Genomic DNA, 12877 nt, shown 5'->3' with positions numbered 1-12877 from the left:
TTAGTTGAGCCGCTGCACGCGGTCCAGCGCGCTGGGCTGCACGGGGCTGTGGCGCTCCAGGTATTGCACCAGGGCGTCCACGTCCATCATGCCGGTGCGCGCTGCGCTGCCTTTCTTGAAGGCCGGGAAACCGTCGCCGCCGGCGGCCATGAAGCTGTTGATGGTGACGCGGTACTGGGCCTGGGGTTCGATCGGCTTGCCATGTAGGCTGAGGCTGCCGGCCAGCACGCGCTGGCCCGGCGGCCGGCTCGCGTCCCAGCGGTAGCGTAGGCCCTTGGACAGCTGCAAGGGCCTGAACTTGGGCTGGTTCAGCCATTGCTGCTCCAGCGCCTCGTAGAGCGCGGCGCCGCTCAGATCGAGGGTGACCAGGTTGTTGTAGAAGGGTTGCGCGCTGAACACGTCTTCGTAGCTGACCTCGCCCTGGCCCTTCATCACCAGGCCGGTGCGCACGCCGCCGATATTGGTGAGGGCCAGCACCGCGCCGCCTTGCTCGGGCGCGGCGGTGGCCTCCAGCTGGGCGTCGGCGATCAGCTCGCCCATCAGGGTCTCACCGGCGGGATGGGCGCCCTCGTCACGCGTGAACGAGACCGGGATGCGGCCCACCACACGCTTGGCCAGCGGGCCCGAACGCTGCTCGTAGGCAGCGATCAGCGCGCTCTGCTCGGGTGCCTTGGCGAAGCGGTCGTTGCGTACCAGCAGATTGCTGGCCTGGGCGCTGACGACATCGCGCGTGCGGCGGTCGATCTGCAGATCGATCTCGCTGACGATGGTGCCGTACTTGTCGCCGCTGGTGACCAGGCGGCCGTCGATGCGGCAGTTGTAGGCCTTGTGCGTATGACCGCTCACCACCAGGTCCACGGCGCGGTCCAGGCGCTGCACGATGTCGACGATGGGCCCCGAGATGCCCGGGCATTCGTTGTAGTCGCCGCTCGGGAATCCGCCCTCGTGGATCAGCACCACGATGGCCTCGACGCCCTGCTGCCGCAGCTCGGGCACCAGGCGGTTGATGGTCTCGACCTCATCGTCGAAACGCAGGCCCTCGGCGGCCTTGGGGCTGATGATGCCCGGCGTGCCCTTCAGCGTGAGGCCGATGAAGCCCACCGGCACGCCCTCGAAGCGCTTGATGTAGGTGGCCGGGAAGAGGGTCTTGCCGCTGCCCAGGTCCCAGGTGCTGGCGGCCAGGTATTGGTAGCGCGCGCCGCGGAAGGGCTCGGGCCCCTTGCAGCCGTCCAGCGGGTGGCAGCCGCCATGCTGCTTGCGCAGCAGCTCGGCCGCGCCGTTGTCGAATTCATGGTTGCCCACCGCCGTCACTTCCAGGCCCATCAGGCCCAGCGACTCGATGGTGGGCTCGTCGTGGAACAGGGCCGACAGCAGCGGGCTGGCGCCCACCAGGTCGCCGGCCGCCACGAAGATATGGTTGGGGTTCTTGGCACGCAGCTGCTGCACCGCGCTGGCCAGGTATTCGGCGCCGCCCGCCGCCAGCTCCATGCTGGCGCCGGGCCGATCCGGGTCGGCCACGCGGATGCCGCCGGCCGGCGGCTTCAGATTGCCATGGAAGTCGTTGATGGCCAGCAGCTTGACGTTCAAGGGCGCGCTGGTCGGCGTGCTGACGCAGGCGCTCAGCAAGAGGGCCGCAAGGGCGGCGGCGAGGGTGCGTGCATTGGTCGTCATGGCGTGGGCTTGCTCCTGAGGGCGAGGCTGGCATGCTCGCAGTCGGCTTGGTCGCAATGTTCGCAGGTCCAGCGCGTTGCCGCGGGCAGGCCTGCTTCGCGCGCCAGCAGGCGGCCGAACAGGCCGCTGGCTTGAGTCGGTGCATGTTGCAGCAGCATCGGCGTGATGGCGTTGAGCGCTGTCTCCAGCCGCGCAGAACCCAGCCCGTGCACCACGCTCCAACTCAAGGCCGCCTGACGCAGCGCGCGGCGCAAGGCCGCATCGACGGGCGCGCGCACCTGCGGGCCGTCGCGCTGCAGGCCATCGGCCACCCAGGGCAGGTCCAGGCCGGTCAGCAGGGTCAGGTCACAGCGCGCCTGAAAGCGCAGCGCAGCCTCATGCAGGCTGGTGTCCTGGAAAAGTAGCTCGCTGTAGATCGCCGTCATCAGCGGCGTGGTGTCGCAGATCACCAGTTCATGTGTCAGCGCGGCGGATTCGATCTGCTCGCGCTGGGTGGCGGCGATGGCGGCCTGCTCATGGGCCTGCGGCGTGCGGCCGGCCTGCTCGCACCAGGCGCGCAGGTGTTCGTCCACGCGGGCACAGCGCAGCCCCGTGCGGGCCATCAGGGCCTGCTGAAGCTGGGCGGCCAGGGCGCTCTTGCCGGTGCTCTCGGCGCCGACGATGGCGATCAGCATGGCGCCTGCCATGCTCAGGCCGCCGCCGGTTCGATCATCTGGCGCTGCCAGGCGCGCCAGCCGGCCACCGACATGGGGATGAAGACGGCGTACAGCAGCACCGTGAGCCAGTAGCCCTTGTAGGCGAACAGCGTCACGCTGACCGCGTTCACCAGCACCCAGACGCTCCAGTTCTCGTGATACTTGCGTCCCAGCAGCCATTGGCCCAAGAGGCTGGCCACGGTGGGCAAGGCGTCCCAGAAGGGCAGGTTGGAATCGGTATGACGTTGCAGCCACAGGCCCAGGAGCGGCCAGGCCAGCGCGGTGGCGCCAATCGCCACCCAGCGCCCGCGCGGGCTCAGGCGCCGCACCCGCAAGACCTGACCCTCATCGCTGCGGCCGTACAGCCATTGCCACCAGCCCCAGAGCGAGAGCGCGGCGAACACCAGCTGAAGCGTCGCCTCGCCGTAGAGCTTGCCGCTCCAGAACAGCAGGAAGTAGAGCAGCGAGCTGATCAATGCCAGCGGCCAGGCCAGCACATGCACGCGCATATTGCAGACAACCATCCAGATGGCCAGCACGAAGGCGAGCACTTCCAGCCAGGTGATGGGGCTGCCGAAGGCCTCGAAGGCGGACAGGAACAGGGGTTGCAGCCAGAGCAGCAGGGCGTCCATCGCGTGGCCTCGCCTCAGCGGCGCTGCTGCTGTTGCTGCTGGAGCTGCACGTAGATCTCGTCGGGGCGCACCATGCCCAGCTCCAGGCGCGCCTTTTCTTCCACCATTTCCAGGCCTTCGCGCAGGTCGCGCAGCTCGGCCAGCAGCTGCGCATTGCGCGCGCGTGCCTGGTCGTTGGCTTGTTCCTGGCTCTTGAGCTGGGCGCGCAGCTGCACGCCGCGCGCAAGACCGCCCTTGCCGAACCAGAGTTGGGCCTGGATGGCCAGCAAGAAGGCGGCCAGGATGAGGGCGATGGTCTTCACGCGCGAAAGTTTAGCGCGGCTCTGGCGAGCCGCGCCTCAGGACTTAGCGCAGGTTATAAAAAGCCGAGCGGCCGGGATACACCGCCACATCGCCCAGGTCTTCCTCGATGCGCAGCAGCTGGTTGTACTTGGCCATGCGGTCCGAGCGCGAGAGCGAGCCGGTCTTGATCTGGCCGGCGTTCAGGCCCACCGCGATATCGGCGATGGTCGAGTCCTCGGTTTCGCCCGAGCGGTGCGAGATCACGGCGGTGTAGCCGGCGCGCTTGGCCATCTCGATGGCGGCGAAGGTCTCGGTGAGCGTGCCGATCTGGTTGATCTTGATGAGGATGGAATTCGCAATGCCCTTGTCGATGCCTTCCTTCAGGATCTTGGTGTTGGTGACGAACAGGTCGTCGCCCACCAGCTGCACCTTCTGGCCCAGCACCTCGGTGATGTGCTTCCAGCCGTCCCAGTCGCCCTCGGCCATGCCGTCTTCGATCGAGATGATGGGGTATTTGTCGACCCAGGTGGCCAGCATGCTGGTCCATTCCTGGGCGGTCAGGCTCAGGCCTTCGCCTTCCAGCACATACTTGCCGTCCTTGTAGAACTCGCTGGCGGCGCAGTCCAGGCCCAGGGCGATCTGCTCGCCCGCCGTGTAGCCGGCCTTGTCGATCGCCTGCAGGATCAGCTGGATGGCGGCCTCATGGCTCTCGACGCTGGGGGCAAAGCCGCCTTCGTCACCCACCGCGGTGCTGATGCCCTTGTCGTGCAGGATCTTCTTGAGCGCGTGGAACACCTCGGCGCCCCAGCGGATGGCTTCGCGGAAGCTCGGGGCGCCCACCGGGATGATCATCAGCTCTTGCAGGTCCAGCGTGTTGTTGGCGTGCGCGCCGCCGTTGATGACGTTCATCATCGGCACCGGCAGCTGGTTGCCGCCCATGCCGCCGAAATAACGGTACAGGGGCAGGCCCGATTCCTCGGCCGCGGCACGCGCCACCGCCATCGAGACCGCCAGCATCGCGTTGGCGCCCAGGCGGCTCTTGTTGTCGGTGCCGTCCAGGTCGATCAGGGTCTTGTCCAGGAAGGCCTGCTCGGAGGCGTCCAGGCCCAGCACGGCCTCGGAGATCTCGGTGTTGATGTGCTCAACCGCCTTCAGCACGCCCTTGCCCAGGTAGCGGGCCTTGTCGCCGTCGCGCAGCTCGATGGCCTCGCGCGAACCGGTGGACGCGCCGCTGGGCACGGCCGCGCGGCCCATCACGCCGGATTCCAGCAGCACGTCGCATTCGACGGTGGGGTTGCCACGGCTGTCCAGGATCTCACGACCGACGATGTCAACAATTGCACTCATTCAAAAGTCTCCGAAAAGGTCAAAAATTCTCAGGCGGGACTGTGCCGGGTTTTCGTTACCTGCGCTGAACAAAAAACTCAGACGCCTTCGATCAGCACCATGCGCATCACGGCCGCGCCGGCACGCGCCTGGCGGGCTTGGCCATACTCGGGTGAGTCATAGAAGGCGCGGGCGGCCTCGGTGCTGGGGAACTTCAGAAGTACCACGCGTTCGGGCGCCCACTCGCCCTCCAGCACCTCGACCTTGCCGCCCCGCACGCAGACCTCGGCGCCATGCGCCTGCATCGCGAGGCTGGAGAACTTGCGGTAGTCCTCGTACTGCGTGGGATTGGTGACCGTGACGTTGGCGAGGATGTAGGCGCTGGGCATGTTCATCAGTTGAAATCGGCTTCAAGAAGCGGCTGGCTCTTGACCACGCGGTCCAGTGCCACGAGCTGCTCCAGCAGCGCCCGCATGTGCTTGAGGGGGACGGCGTTGGGGCCGTCGGACCAGGCCTCGGCCGGGCGCGGATGGGTTTCCATGAAGAGCCCCGCCACACCCGCGGCCACACCGGCGCGAGCCAGCACCGGCACCATCTCGCGCGCACCGCCGCTGGTGGCGCCCTGGCCGCCGGGCTTTTGCACCGAGTGGGTGACGTCAAACACCACCGGCGCGCCGGACTTGCGCATCTCGGCCAGGCTGCTCATGTCGGCCACCAGGTTGTTGTAGCCAAAGCTAACGCCGCGTTCGCAGGCCAGGAAGCGGTCCTCGGACAGGCCCGCTTCGCGCGCCGCTTCGCGGGCCTTGTCGATCACGTTCTTCATGTCCCAGGGTGCCAGGAACTGCCCCTTCTTGATGTTCACCGGCTTGCCCGACATCGCCACCGCGCGGATGAAGTCGGTCTGGCGGCACAAAAAGGCCGGGGTCTGCAACATGTCGACCACGGCGGCCACCGGCGCCACCTGGGCTTCGTCATGCACATCGGTCAGGATGGGCAGCTGCAGCTGGCGGCGCACCTCGTCCAGGATCTTCAGCCCAGCGTCCATGCCCACGCCGCGCTTGCTGCCGCCGGATGAGCGGTTGGCCTTGTCGAAGGAGCCCTTGTAGATCAGCGGGATGCCCAGCGCCGCACAGGCCTCCTTGAGCTGGCCTGCCACCTCGATGCTGAGCTCCTGGCTCTCGATCGAGCAGGTGCCGGCGATCAGAAAGAAAGGCTGGTCGAGGCCGACCTCAAATCCGCACAGCTTCATGATGCTCCTCAGCCCTTTTTATGATCCAGCGCGGCCTTGATGAAGGCGATGAACAGCGGGTGGCCGTCCCAGGGCGTGGACTTGAACTCGGGGTGGAACTGCACGCCCACATACCAGGGGTGCACCTCGCGCGGCAACTCCACCATCTCGGTGAGCTTCTCGCGCTGCGTGATGGCTGAGATCACCAGGCCGGCGGCCTGCAGCTTGTCGAGGTAATGCTCGTTGGCCTCGTAGCGGTGGCGGTGCCGTTCGGTCACCACAGGGCCGTAGATGTCATGCGCCAGCGTGCCGGGCTTGACGTCCGAGCTCTGCGCGCCCAGGCGCATGGTGCCGCCCAGATCGCTCTTCTCGTCGCGCTTCTGGATGCTGCCGTCGGCGTCCTGCCACTCGTCGATCAGCGCGATCACCGGGTGCGGCGTGGCGGGTTCGAATTCGGTGGAATTGGCACCGGCCAGGCCGGCCATATGACGCGCATACTCGATGGTAGCGACCTGCATGCCCAGGCAGATGCCCAGATAGGGCAGCTTGTGCTCGCGGGCGTATTGCGCGGCCAGAATCTTGCCTTCCACGCCGCGCTTGCCGAAGCCGCCGGGCACCAGGATGGCGTCGAACTGGGCCAGCTGATCGATGTTCTCGGGCGTCAGCAGCTCCGAGTCCACGTACTCGATCTTCACGCCCGCATGGTTGTGGATGCCGGCGTGGCGCAGCGCCTCGTTGAGCGATTTGTACGAGTCCGACAGGTCGGTGTACTTGCCGCACATCGCGATGGTGACGTGGCGGGCGGGGTTCTCGACCTCGTGCACCAGGGTATCCCAGCGCTTCAGGTCGGTGCTCTTGGTGTTGAGCTGCAGCTTGGTGCAGATCAGTTGGTCCAGGCCCTGCTCATGCAGCACGCGCGGCACCTTGTAGATGGTGTTCACGTCCCACATGGAGATCACGCCGTACTCGGGCACATTGGTGAAGAGCGAGATCTTCTCGCGCTCGTCGTCCGGGATGCGGCGGTCGGCACGGCACAGCAGGGCGTCGGGCTGGATACCGATCTCGCGCAGCTTCTGCACCGTGTGCTGGGTCGGCTTGGTCTTCAGCTCGCCAGCGGCCGCGATCCAGGGCACATAGGTCAGGTGCACGAAGGCGGTGTTGGTGGGGCCGGCGCGCAAGCTCATCTGGCGCACCGCCTCCAGGAAGGGCAGTGATTCGATGTCGCCCACCGTGCCACCGATCTCGACAATGGCCACGTCCACCGCCTCGGGCGTGCCGGCACCGGCACCACGGCGGATGAAGTCCTGGATCTCGTTGGTGACATGGGGGATCACCTGCACGGTCTTGCCCAGGTAATCGCCACGGCGCTCCTTCTCCAGCACCGACTTGTAGATCTGGCCGGTGGTGAAGTTGTTGCTGCGCTTCATGCGGGTGGTGATGAAGCGTTCGTAGTGACCCAGGTCCAGATCGGTCTCGGCACCGTCATCGGTGACGAAGACCTCGCCATGCTGGAAGGGCGACATCGTGCCCGGATCCACGTTGATATACGGGTCCAGCTTGATGAGGGTGACTTTGAGGCCGCGCGATTCGAGGATGGCAGCCAGAGAGGCCGATGCGATGCCCTTGCCGAGTGAGGACACCACACCGCCTGTGACGAAGACGTACTTGGTCATGTCTTGCAGCGTCCCGTGCAAGAACGCTGTGGTGGTAAAGCGCGATTATAGCGATGCCGCGCTGGCCAGCCGGGCCTGCGAACGCAGGCTCTCCAGCAATTGCAGTACCAGGGCCGCGGTGTCGTCCGGGCGCTCGAAGGGATAGAGGTGCGAGCCCTCCATCCAGTGGAAATTGCCATGGGCCAGGGCCTTGGACGCCGTGGCCCCGGCCTGGCGCAGCTCCTCGGACTGGGTGCCGGCCACAAAGGCGACCGGGCAGCGCGGTGGGTGACGGTGCAGCAGCCGCTCGATGTGGTGGGGCAGGGTGTTGTAGATGCGGGTCTCGACCTCGCGCCTGAAGCCCAGCACGGTCTTGCCGTCCGGCGTCTCGTCGAAGCCGCAGTCCACATAGTCCCGCAGCACGCGCGGGTCCCAGCGCGCGAACTTGTGCTTGGCCGCAAAGTGCTCCAGCACCGCGCTGCGGCTGGGCCATTCATGCCGGCGCTGTTGCGAGACCTTGCCGGGCGAGACGCGCTGCATCAGCCTTGTCGCCTTGGCCACCTGCACGCTGTGGGCGCGCCAGCCGGCCACGATGGGCGAGTCCAGCAGGATCAGGCCCTGGGCCAGCTCGGGCCGGCGGCAGGCGGCGAGCAGGCTCAGGATGCCACCCAGTGAGTGGCCCACCAGCATCACCTGAGCAGCGGGGCGAACCTCGTGCTCGATGAAGTGGATCAGCTCGTCGCGCAGATGCGGCCAGTTGCTGCTGACGGGAAACTTGGGGTCGTGGCCGATGCGGGGCAGGGCGGCGACGCGCCAGCCGGCGCGTTCCCAGCTCTCGAACAGCACGCGATAGCAGCCCGCGGGAAAGCCGTTGGCGTGCGAAAAGACGATGGTGCCGAGCTTCTTCATGCCTGCTTGCTGAGAGCCTTGAGCTTGTAGAGCGCGTCCAGCGCTTCGCGTGGGCTCATGGCATCGGGATCGAGATCATGCAGCGCTTCCAGCGCGGGGCTCGTCGCGGCGGCGACACCGGGCGCGGGCTCGGGTGGCGCTGCGAACAGATCAATCTGTGCCTCGCCCTCGCCGGCCTTGGCTTCCAGCGCCTCCAGCGTGGCGCGCGCCTGGCGCACCAGGCTGGCGGGCATGCCGGCCAGGCGGGCCACCTGCACGCCATAGCTGCGGCTGGCCGGGCCGGGCTGGATCTCGTGCAGGAACACGATGTCCTCGCCGCTCTCCACCGCCGAAACATGCATGTTCAGCGCCTGCGCATGCTTGGCCGGGAACTCGGTGAGCTCGAAGTAATGGGTGGCAAAGAGCGTGAAGGCGCGGCACTTGTCGTGCAGATGGCTGGCGATCGCGCCGGCCAGGGCCAGGCCGTCGAAGGTGGAGGTGCCGCGGCCGATCTCGTCCATCAGCACCAGGCTCTGATCGCTGGCGCTGTGCAGGATGGCGGCCGCCTCGGTCATCTCCAGCATAAAGGTCGACTGTGCATTGGCCAGATCGTCCGCCGCGCCGATGCGGGTGTGGATCGCGTCCATGGGCCCGAGTCGGCAGGCCGCCGCCGGCACATAGGAGCCGATGGCGGCGAGCAGGCAGATCAGCGCCACCTGGCGCATGAATGTGCTCTTGCCGCCCATATTCGGGCCGGTGATGACCTGCATGCGGGTGCGCGCGTCGAGCCGGCAGTCGTTGGCCATGAACTCGCCGGCGCCGGTTTCGCGCAAGCGCATCTCCACCACCGGGTGGCGGCCGCCCGCGATCTCGATGCAGGGCTGGGCGACGAACTCGGGCCGGCACCAGCGCAGCGTGGCGGCGCGCTCGGCCAGCGCGGCCAGCGCGTCCAGGCTGGCCAGCGCACGGCCCAGTTGGGTGAGGGCAGCCAGGTCTTCGATCAGGTTATCGAGCACCGCTTCGAACAAGAGCTTCTCGCGCGCCAAGGCGCGCTCCTGGGCCGACAGCGCCTTGTCCTCGAAGGCCTTGAGCTCGGGCGTGATGTAGCGCTCGGCGTTCTTGAGGGTCTGGCGGCGCTGGTAGTCCAGCGGCACCTTGTCGACCTGGCCCTGCGTGACCTCGATGTAGAAGCCGTGCACCTTGTTGTACTGCACGCGCAGATTGGCGATGCCGGTACGGGCACGCTCCCGTGTCTCCAGGTCCAGCAAAAAGCTGTCGCAGTTCTGCTGGATCGCGCGCAGATCGTCCAGCTCGGCATCGAAGCCGGGGGCGATCACGCCGCCGTCGCGCAGCAGCACGGCGGGCTCGTCGGCGATCGCGCGGCGCAGCAGCTCCTCGATATGCGGCGAGGCCAAGAGGCCGCCGGCCAGCTCGTCCAGCAAGGCGCTGCCGGTTGGCACGGTGCGCTGCAGCTCGGGCAGCAGCTGCAAGGTGGCGCGCAGGCCGGTGAGCTCGCGGGGGCGCACCTGGCGCAGCGCGACGCGGGCGGCAATGCGCTCCACGTCGGAGACGCCGCGCAGCGCGTCGCGCAGGCCCTCGAAGCCGCCCTGCAGCAGCGCCGCGATCGCGCCATGCCGCGCCAGCGCCTCGCCGCGCTCGCGCCTGGGGTGCAGCAGCCAGTGGCGCAGCGCACGGCTGCCCATGCCGGAGCGGCAGGTGTCGAGCACCGACAGCAGGGTGGGTGACGATTCGCCGCGTAGCGTGAGGGTTAGCTCCAGATTGCGCTGGGTGGCCGGCGGCAGGTCCAGCAGCTCGCCGCTGCGCTGCACCTGCAGGCTCTTCACATGGGCCAGGGCGCGGCCCTGGGTGTGCTCGGCATAGCTCAGCAGGGCGGCGGCGGCGGCATGGCCGGTCGCGAATTCCTGGGCATTGAAGCCCGCCAGGCTGGCCACGCCCAACTGCTCGCAAAGCTTGCGCGCGCCCAGCGCGCTGTCGAACTGCCAACTCGGGCGATTGGTGATGGGCAGACGCGCGGCCAGCACGCCGGCGGGCTGGCGTTCGCGGTCCACCAGCACCTCGGCCGGCGAGAGCCGCGCCAGCCAGGACGGCAGCTCGCGCTCTGAGCATTCGGCCAGGCCCAGCTGGCCCTGGGTGAGCGAGAGCCAGGCCAGCCCCAGCTTCTTCCCTTGCGTCGCCACCGCCAGCAGGATGGAGTCCTGCTTGTCGGCCAGGAGCTCGGTGTCGGTGACGGTGCCGGGCGTTACCACACGCACCACCTTGCGCTCCACCGGCCCCTTGGCCGTGGCCACATCGCCCACCTGCTCGGCAATCGCCACCGCCTCGCCCAGCTTGATCAGCTTGGACAGATACGACTCCAGCGCATGCACCGGCACGCCGGCCATCACCACCGGCTGGCCGGCGCTCTGGCCGCGCACCGTCAGCGTGATGTCCAGCAGGGCGTTGGCCTTGCGCGCATCGTCGAAGAAGACCTCGTAGAAGTCGCCCATGCGGTAGAACACCAGGGTCTCGGGGAATTCGGCCTTGATGCGCAGGTACTGCTGCATCATCGGCGTGTGGGCGCTGTAATCCGGGGCTTGGCTCATGGGCGGCTGGCAAGAAAGAACAAAGCCCTCGACAGAGGGCTTTGTGGGTAGCTTGGTGCGGAGTTTAGGTCACTCGGCCTGGCCTTCGGCGGGTTTCCTGATGCGCACCGCGGCGCGCTTCTTGGGCGCCTCGGCGCCGGCGGCATCGGCCACTGCGTCGGCTGCGCTCGGCTTGGCTTCGGCCGCCGTCGCAGCCTCTTCCTCGGCCTTGATCACGCGCGTGTACGGCGTCAGGATCTGCACCATCTGGCCGTAGATCTTGGGGCTGCCGGCGATGATTTCGCGCTGGTGCAGGAAGTCCGATTCGCCGGTGAAGTTGCCCACCAGACCACCGGCCTCGGTGATGATGAGCGAGCCCGCGGCCACGTCCCAGGGGTTCAGGCCGGTCTCGAAGAAGGCGTCGTAATAGCCGGCGGCCACATAGCAGAGGTCCAGCGCTGCGGCACCCGGGCGGCGCAGGCCGGCGCATTGCGTCATGACCTCCTCGAACATCTTCATATAGCGCTTGAAGTTGTCGCCGCGGCGGAAGGGGAAGCCGGTGCCGATCAGGGCGTCGCTCATGCGGGTGCGCTTGGAGACGCGCAGGCGGCGGTCGTTCAGGTAGGCGCCGCGGCCACGCGTGGCGTAGAAGAGGTCGTTGCGGGTCGGGTCATAGACGACCGCCTGCTGCACCACGCCGCGGTGCGCCAGCGCGATCGACACGCAATAGACCGGGAAGCCGTGGATGAAGTTGGTAGTGCCGTCCAGCGGGTCGATGATCCACTGGAATTCGGAATGCTTGGCGCCATGGGTGCGGCCGGATTCTTCGGCCAGGATGGCATGGTCGGGATAGGCTTGCAGCAGGGTTTCGATGATGACTGCTTCAGCGGCCTGGTCCACCTCGGTCACGAAGTCGTTGGGCGACTTGGTGTTGATCTTGAGAATGTCGAGGTCCAGGGACGCGCGGTTGATGATGGAACCTGCTGCACGCGCGGCCTTGATGGCCACGTTGAGCATGGGATGGAGTGCGACTTGCTGCGTCATGCTGGAACCTGCAAGGGTGTATGGGTGGACTGGCGAAGGAAAAGAGCGGTGGCGGGCAGGGTGCCCGCGGATAATCGCGCATTTTAGCCGAGGCTTGCATGCCCGCCAGCGTAGATTCCACACGATTCATCTTGATTGAGACCAGCCACCCCGGCAATGTGGGTGCCGCCGCGCGGGCCATGAAGGTGATGGGATTCTCTGAGCTGGTGCTGGTGCGGCCGCGCTTTGCCGATGTGCTGTGCCAGGAGGAGACGGTGGCCATGGCCAGCGGCGCCGCCGACATCCTGGCGCGCGCGCGCATCGTCGAGACGGTGGCCGAGGCGCTGGACGGCGTGAGCTTTGCCTGCGCCACCGCGATGACGCCGCGCGACTTCGGCCCGCCCACGCGCGAGCCGCGCGGCCTGTTCGCCGAGCTGGCCCAGCAGCAAAGGCACAAGATCGGCCTGCTGTTCGGCTCCGAGCGCTACGGCATGAGCAACGAGGATGTCTACCGCTGCCATGCGGTGCTCTCCATTCCCACCCACCCGGATTACGGTTCGCTGAACCTGGCCCAGGCGGTGCAGCTGCTGGCCTACGACCTGCGCCAGGCGCTCGGCGGATACGCAGTGGCACCACGCACGCCCGACCCGCAACTGGCCGATGCGCAGGCGGTGCAGGGGCTGCTCGCGCATCTGCAGCAGGCGCTGGAGGGCATCGGCTATCTGGACCCGGCGGCGCCCAAGAAGCTGATGCCGCGCCTGAACCAGCAATTCAACCGGGCTCAGCTGACGGCCGAGGAGGTGCATATCTGGCGGGGTATCGCACGCGCGATGCTGGCCAAGGCACAGGCCGGCAAGGATTGAGCCGCGCCGCTAAACTGGCCGGCCCTTGTCAGCAG

12 protein-coding genes are annotated in these 12877 nt (G+C 67.4%); 1 reads left to right on the top strand and 11 read right to left on the bottom strand.

Annotated features, from left to right (window positions below; translation table 11 throughout):
* The 11 genes from WG898_RS17365 to WG898_RS17315 form a co-directional block, all read right to left on the bottom strand.
* On the bottom strand, positions 1 to 1671 hold the full coding sequence (locus tag WG898_RS17365; RefSeq protein WP_339604049.1) for a bifunctional metallophosphatase/5'-nucleotidase: 1671 nt from the start codon (positions 1669 to 1671) through the stop codon (positions 1 to 3).
* Positions 1668 to 2345 carry an AAA family ATPase gene (locus WG898_RS17360; protein ID WP_339604048.1) on the bottom strand — a complete coding sequence of 226 codons (678 nt, stop codon included), beginning with the start codon at positions 2343 to 2345 and terminating at the stop codon, positions 1668 to 1670. The genes WG898_RS17365 and WG898_RS17360 overlap by 4 nt, the downstream gene beginning before the upstream one ends.
* 14 nt (positions 2346 to 2359) lie before the next feature.
* The gene (gene pnuC, locus WG898_RS17355) at positions 2360 to 2998 is read right to left on the bottom strand and encodes a nicotinamide riboside transporter PnuC (protein WP_339604047.1); all 639 of its coding nucleotides are present in this window, start codon (positions 2996 to 2998) and stop codon (positions 2360 to 2362) included.
* 14 nt (positions 2999 to 3012) lie between these two features.
* The gene (gene ftsB / locus WG898_RS17350; RefSeq protein WP_339604046.1) at positions 3013 to 3300 is read right to left on the bottom strand and encodes a cell division protein FtsB; all 288 of its coding nucleotides are present in this window, start codon (positions 3298 to 3300) and stop codon (positions 3013 to 3015) included.
* Positions 3301 to 3343: 43 nt separating this feature from the next.
* Positions 3344 to 4627 carry a phosphopyruvate hydratase gene (gene eno / locus WG898_RS17345; RefSeq protein WP_339604045.1) on the bottom strand — a complete coding sequence of 428 codons (1284 nt, stop codon included), beginning with the start codon at positions 4625 to 4627 and terminating at the stop codon, positions 3344 to 3346.
* Positions 4628 to 4704: 77 nt separating this feature from the next.
* On the bottom strand, positions 4705 to 4995 hold the full coding sequence (locus WG898_RS17340) for a DUF1330 domain-containing protein (RefSeq protein ID WP_339604151.1): 291 nt from the start codon (positions 4993 to 4995) through the stop codon (positions 4705 to 4707).
* A 5-nt stretch (positions 4996 to 5000) separates the two neighbouring features.
* Positions 5001 to 5855: a 3-deoxy-8-phosphooctulonate synthase gene (gene kdsA, locus WG898_RS17335; RefSeq protein WP_339604044.1), complete on the bottom strand. Its 855-nt coding sequence runs from the start codon at positions 5853 to 5855 to the stop codon at positions 5001 to 5003.
* Between the two features lie 8 nt (positions 5856 to 5863).
* The gene (gene pyrG, locus WG898_RS17330) at positions 5864 to 7507 is read right to left on the bottom strand and encodes a CTP synthase (RefSeq protein WP_339604043.1); all 1644 of its coding nucleotides are present in this window, start codon (positions 7505 to 7507) and stop codon (positions 5864 to 5866) included.
* A gap of 45 nt (positions 7508 to 7552) precedes the next feature.
* Complete coding sequence (locus WG898_RS17325; protein ID WP_339604042.1) at positions 7553 to 8395, bottom strand: alpha/beta hydrolase; 843 nt, start codon at positions 8393 to 8395, stop codon at positions 7553 to 7555.
* Positions 8392 to 10977, bottom strand: a complete 2586-nt coding sequence (gene mutS / locus WG898_RS17320) for a DNA mismatch repair protein MutS (protein ID WP_339604041.1) — start codon at positions 10975 to 10977, stop codon at positions 8392 to 8394. The genes WG898_RS17325 and mutS overlap by 4 nt, the downstream gene beginning before the upstream one ends.
* A gap of 69 nt (positions 10978 to 11046) precedes the next feature.
* The gene (locus WG898_RS17315) at positions 11047 to 12000 is read right to left on the bottom strand and encodes an inositol monophosphatase family protein (RefSeq protein ID WP_339604040.1); all 954 of its coding nucleotides are present in this window, start codon (positions 11998 to 12000) and stop codon (positions 11047 to 11049) included.
* Positions 12001 to 12098: 98 nt separating this feature from the next.
* Here WG898_RS17315 and WG898_RS17310 point away from each other — a divergent pair, with 98 nt between their 5' ends.
* Positions 12099 to 12842: an RNA methyltransferase gene (locus WG898_RS17310; protein ID WP_339604039.1), complete on the top strand. Its 744-nt coding sequence runs from the start codon at positions 12099 to 12101 to the stop codon at positions 12840 to 12842.
* Positions 12843 to 12877 lie beyond the last annotated feature (35 nt).

The sequence above is a fragment of the Paucibacter soli genome (assembly GCF_037482845.1).
Classification (GTDB): domain Bacteria; phylum Pseudomonadota; class Gammaproteobacteria; order Burkholderiales; family Burkholderiaceae_C; genus Paucibacter_B; species Paucibacter_B soli.
The sequence above is the reverse complement of the archived record's forward strand: the minus strand, read 5'-3'. Positions and strand labels throughout refer to the sequence as shown.

What these genes read in the sequence shown, in the direction of transcription:
- WG898_RS17365 (WP_339604049.1), bottom strand. Translation starts at nt 1,671, where the DNA reads ATGACGACCAATGCACGCACCCTCGCCGCCGCCCTTGCGGCCCTCTTG.
- WG898_RS17360 (WP_339604048.1), bottom strand. Translation starts at nt 2,345, where the DNA reads ATGCTGATCGCCATCGTCGGCGCCGAGAGCACCGGCAAGAGCGCCCTG.
- pnuC (WP_339604047.1), bottom strand. Translation starts at nt 2,998, where the DNA reads ATGGACGCCCTGCTGCTCTGGCTGCAACCCCTGTTCCTGTCCGCCTTC.
- eno (WP_339604045.1), bottom strand. Translation starts at nt 4,627, where the DNA reads ATGAGTGCAATTGTTGACATCGTCGGTCGTGAGATCCTGGACAGCCGT.
- WG898_RS17340 (WP_339604151.1), bottom strand. Translation starts at nt 4,995, where the DNA reads ATGCCCAGCGCCTACATCCTCGCCAACGTCACGGTCACCAATCCCACG.
- kdsA (WP_339604044.1), bottom strand. Translation starts at nt 5,855, where the DNA reads ATGAAGCTGTGCGGATTTGAGGTCGGCCTCGACCAGCCTTTCTTTCTG.
- pyrG (WP_339604043.1), bottom strand. Translation starts at nt 7,507, where the DNA reads ATGACCAAGTACGTCTTCGTCACAGGCGGTGTGGTGTCCTCACTCGGC.
- WG898_RS17325 (WP_339604042.1), bottom strand. Translation starts at nt 8,395, where the DNA reads ATGAAGAAGCTCGGCACCATCGTCTTTTCGCACGCCAACGGCTTTCCC.
- mutS (WP_339604041.1), bottom strand. Translation starts at nt 10,977, where the DNA reads ATGAGCCAAGCCCCGGATTACAGCGCCCACACGCCGATGATGCAGCAG.
- WG898_RS17315 (WP_339604040.1), bottom strand. Translation starts at nt 12,000, where the DNA reads ATGACGCAGCAAGTCGCACTCCATCCCATGCTCAACGTGGCCATCAAG.
- WG898_RS17310 (WP_339604039.1), top strand. Translation starts at nt 12,099, where the DNA reads ATGCCCGCCAGCGTAGATTCCACACGATTCATCTTGATTGAGACCAGC.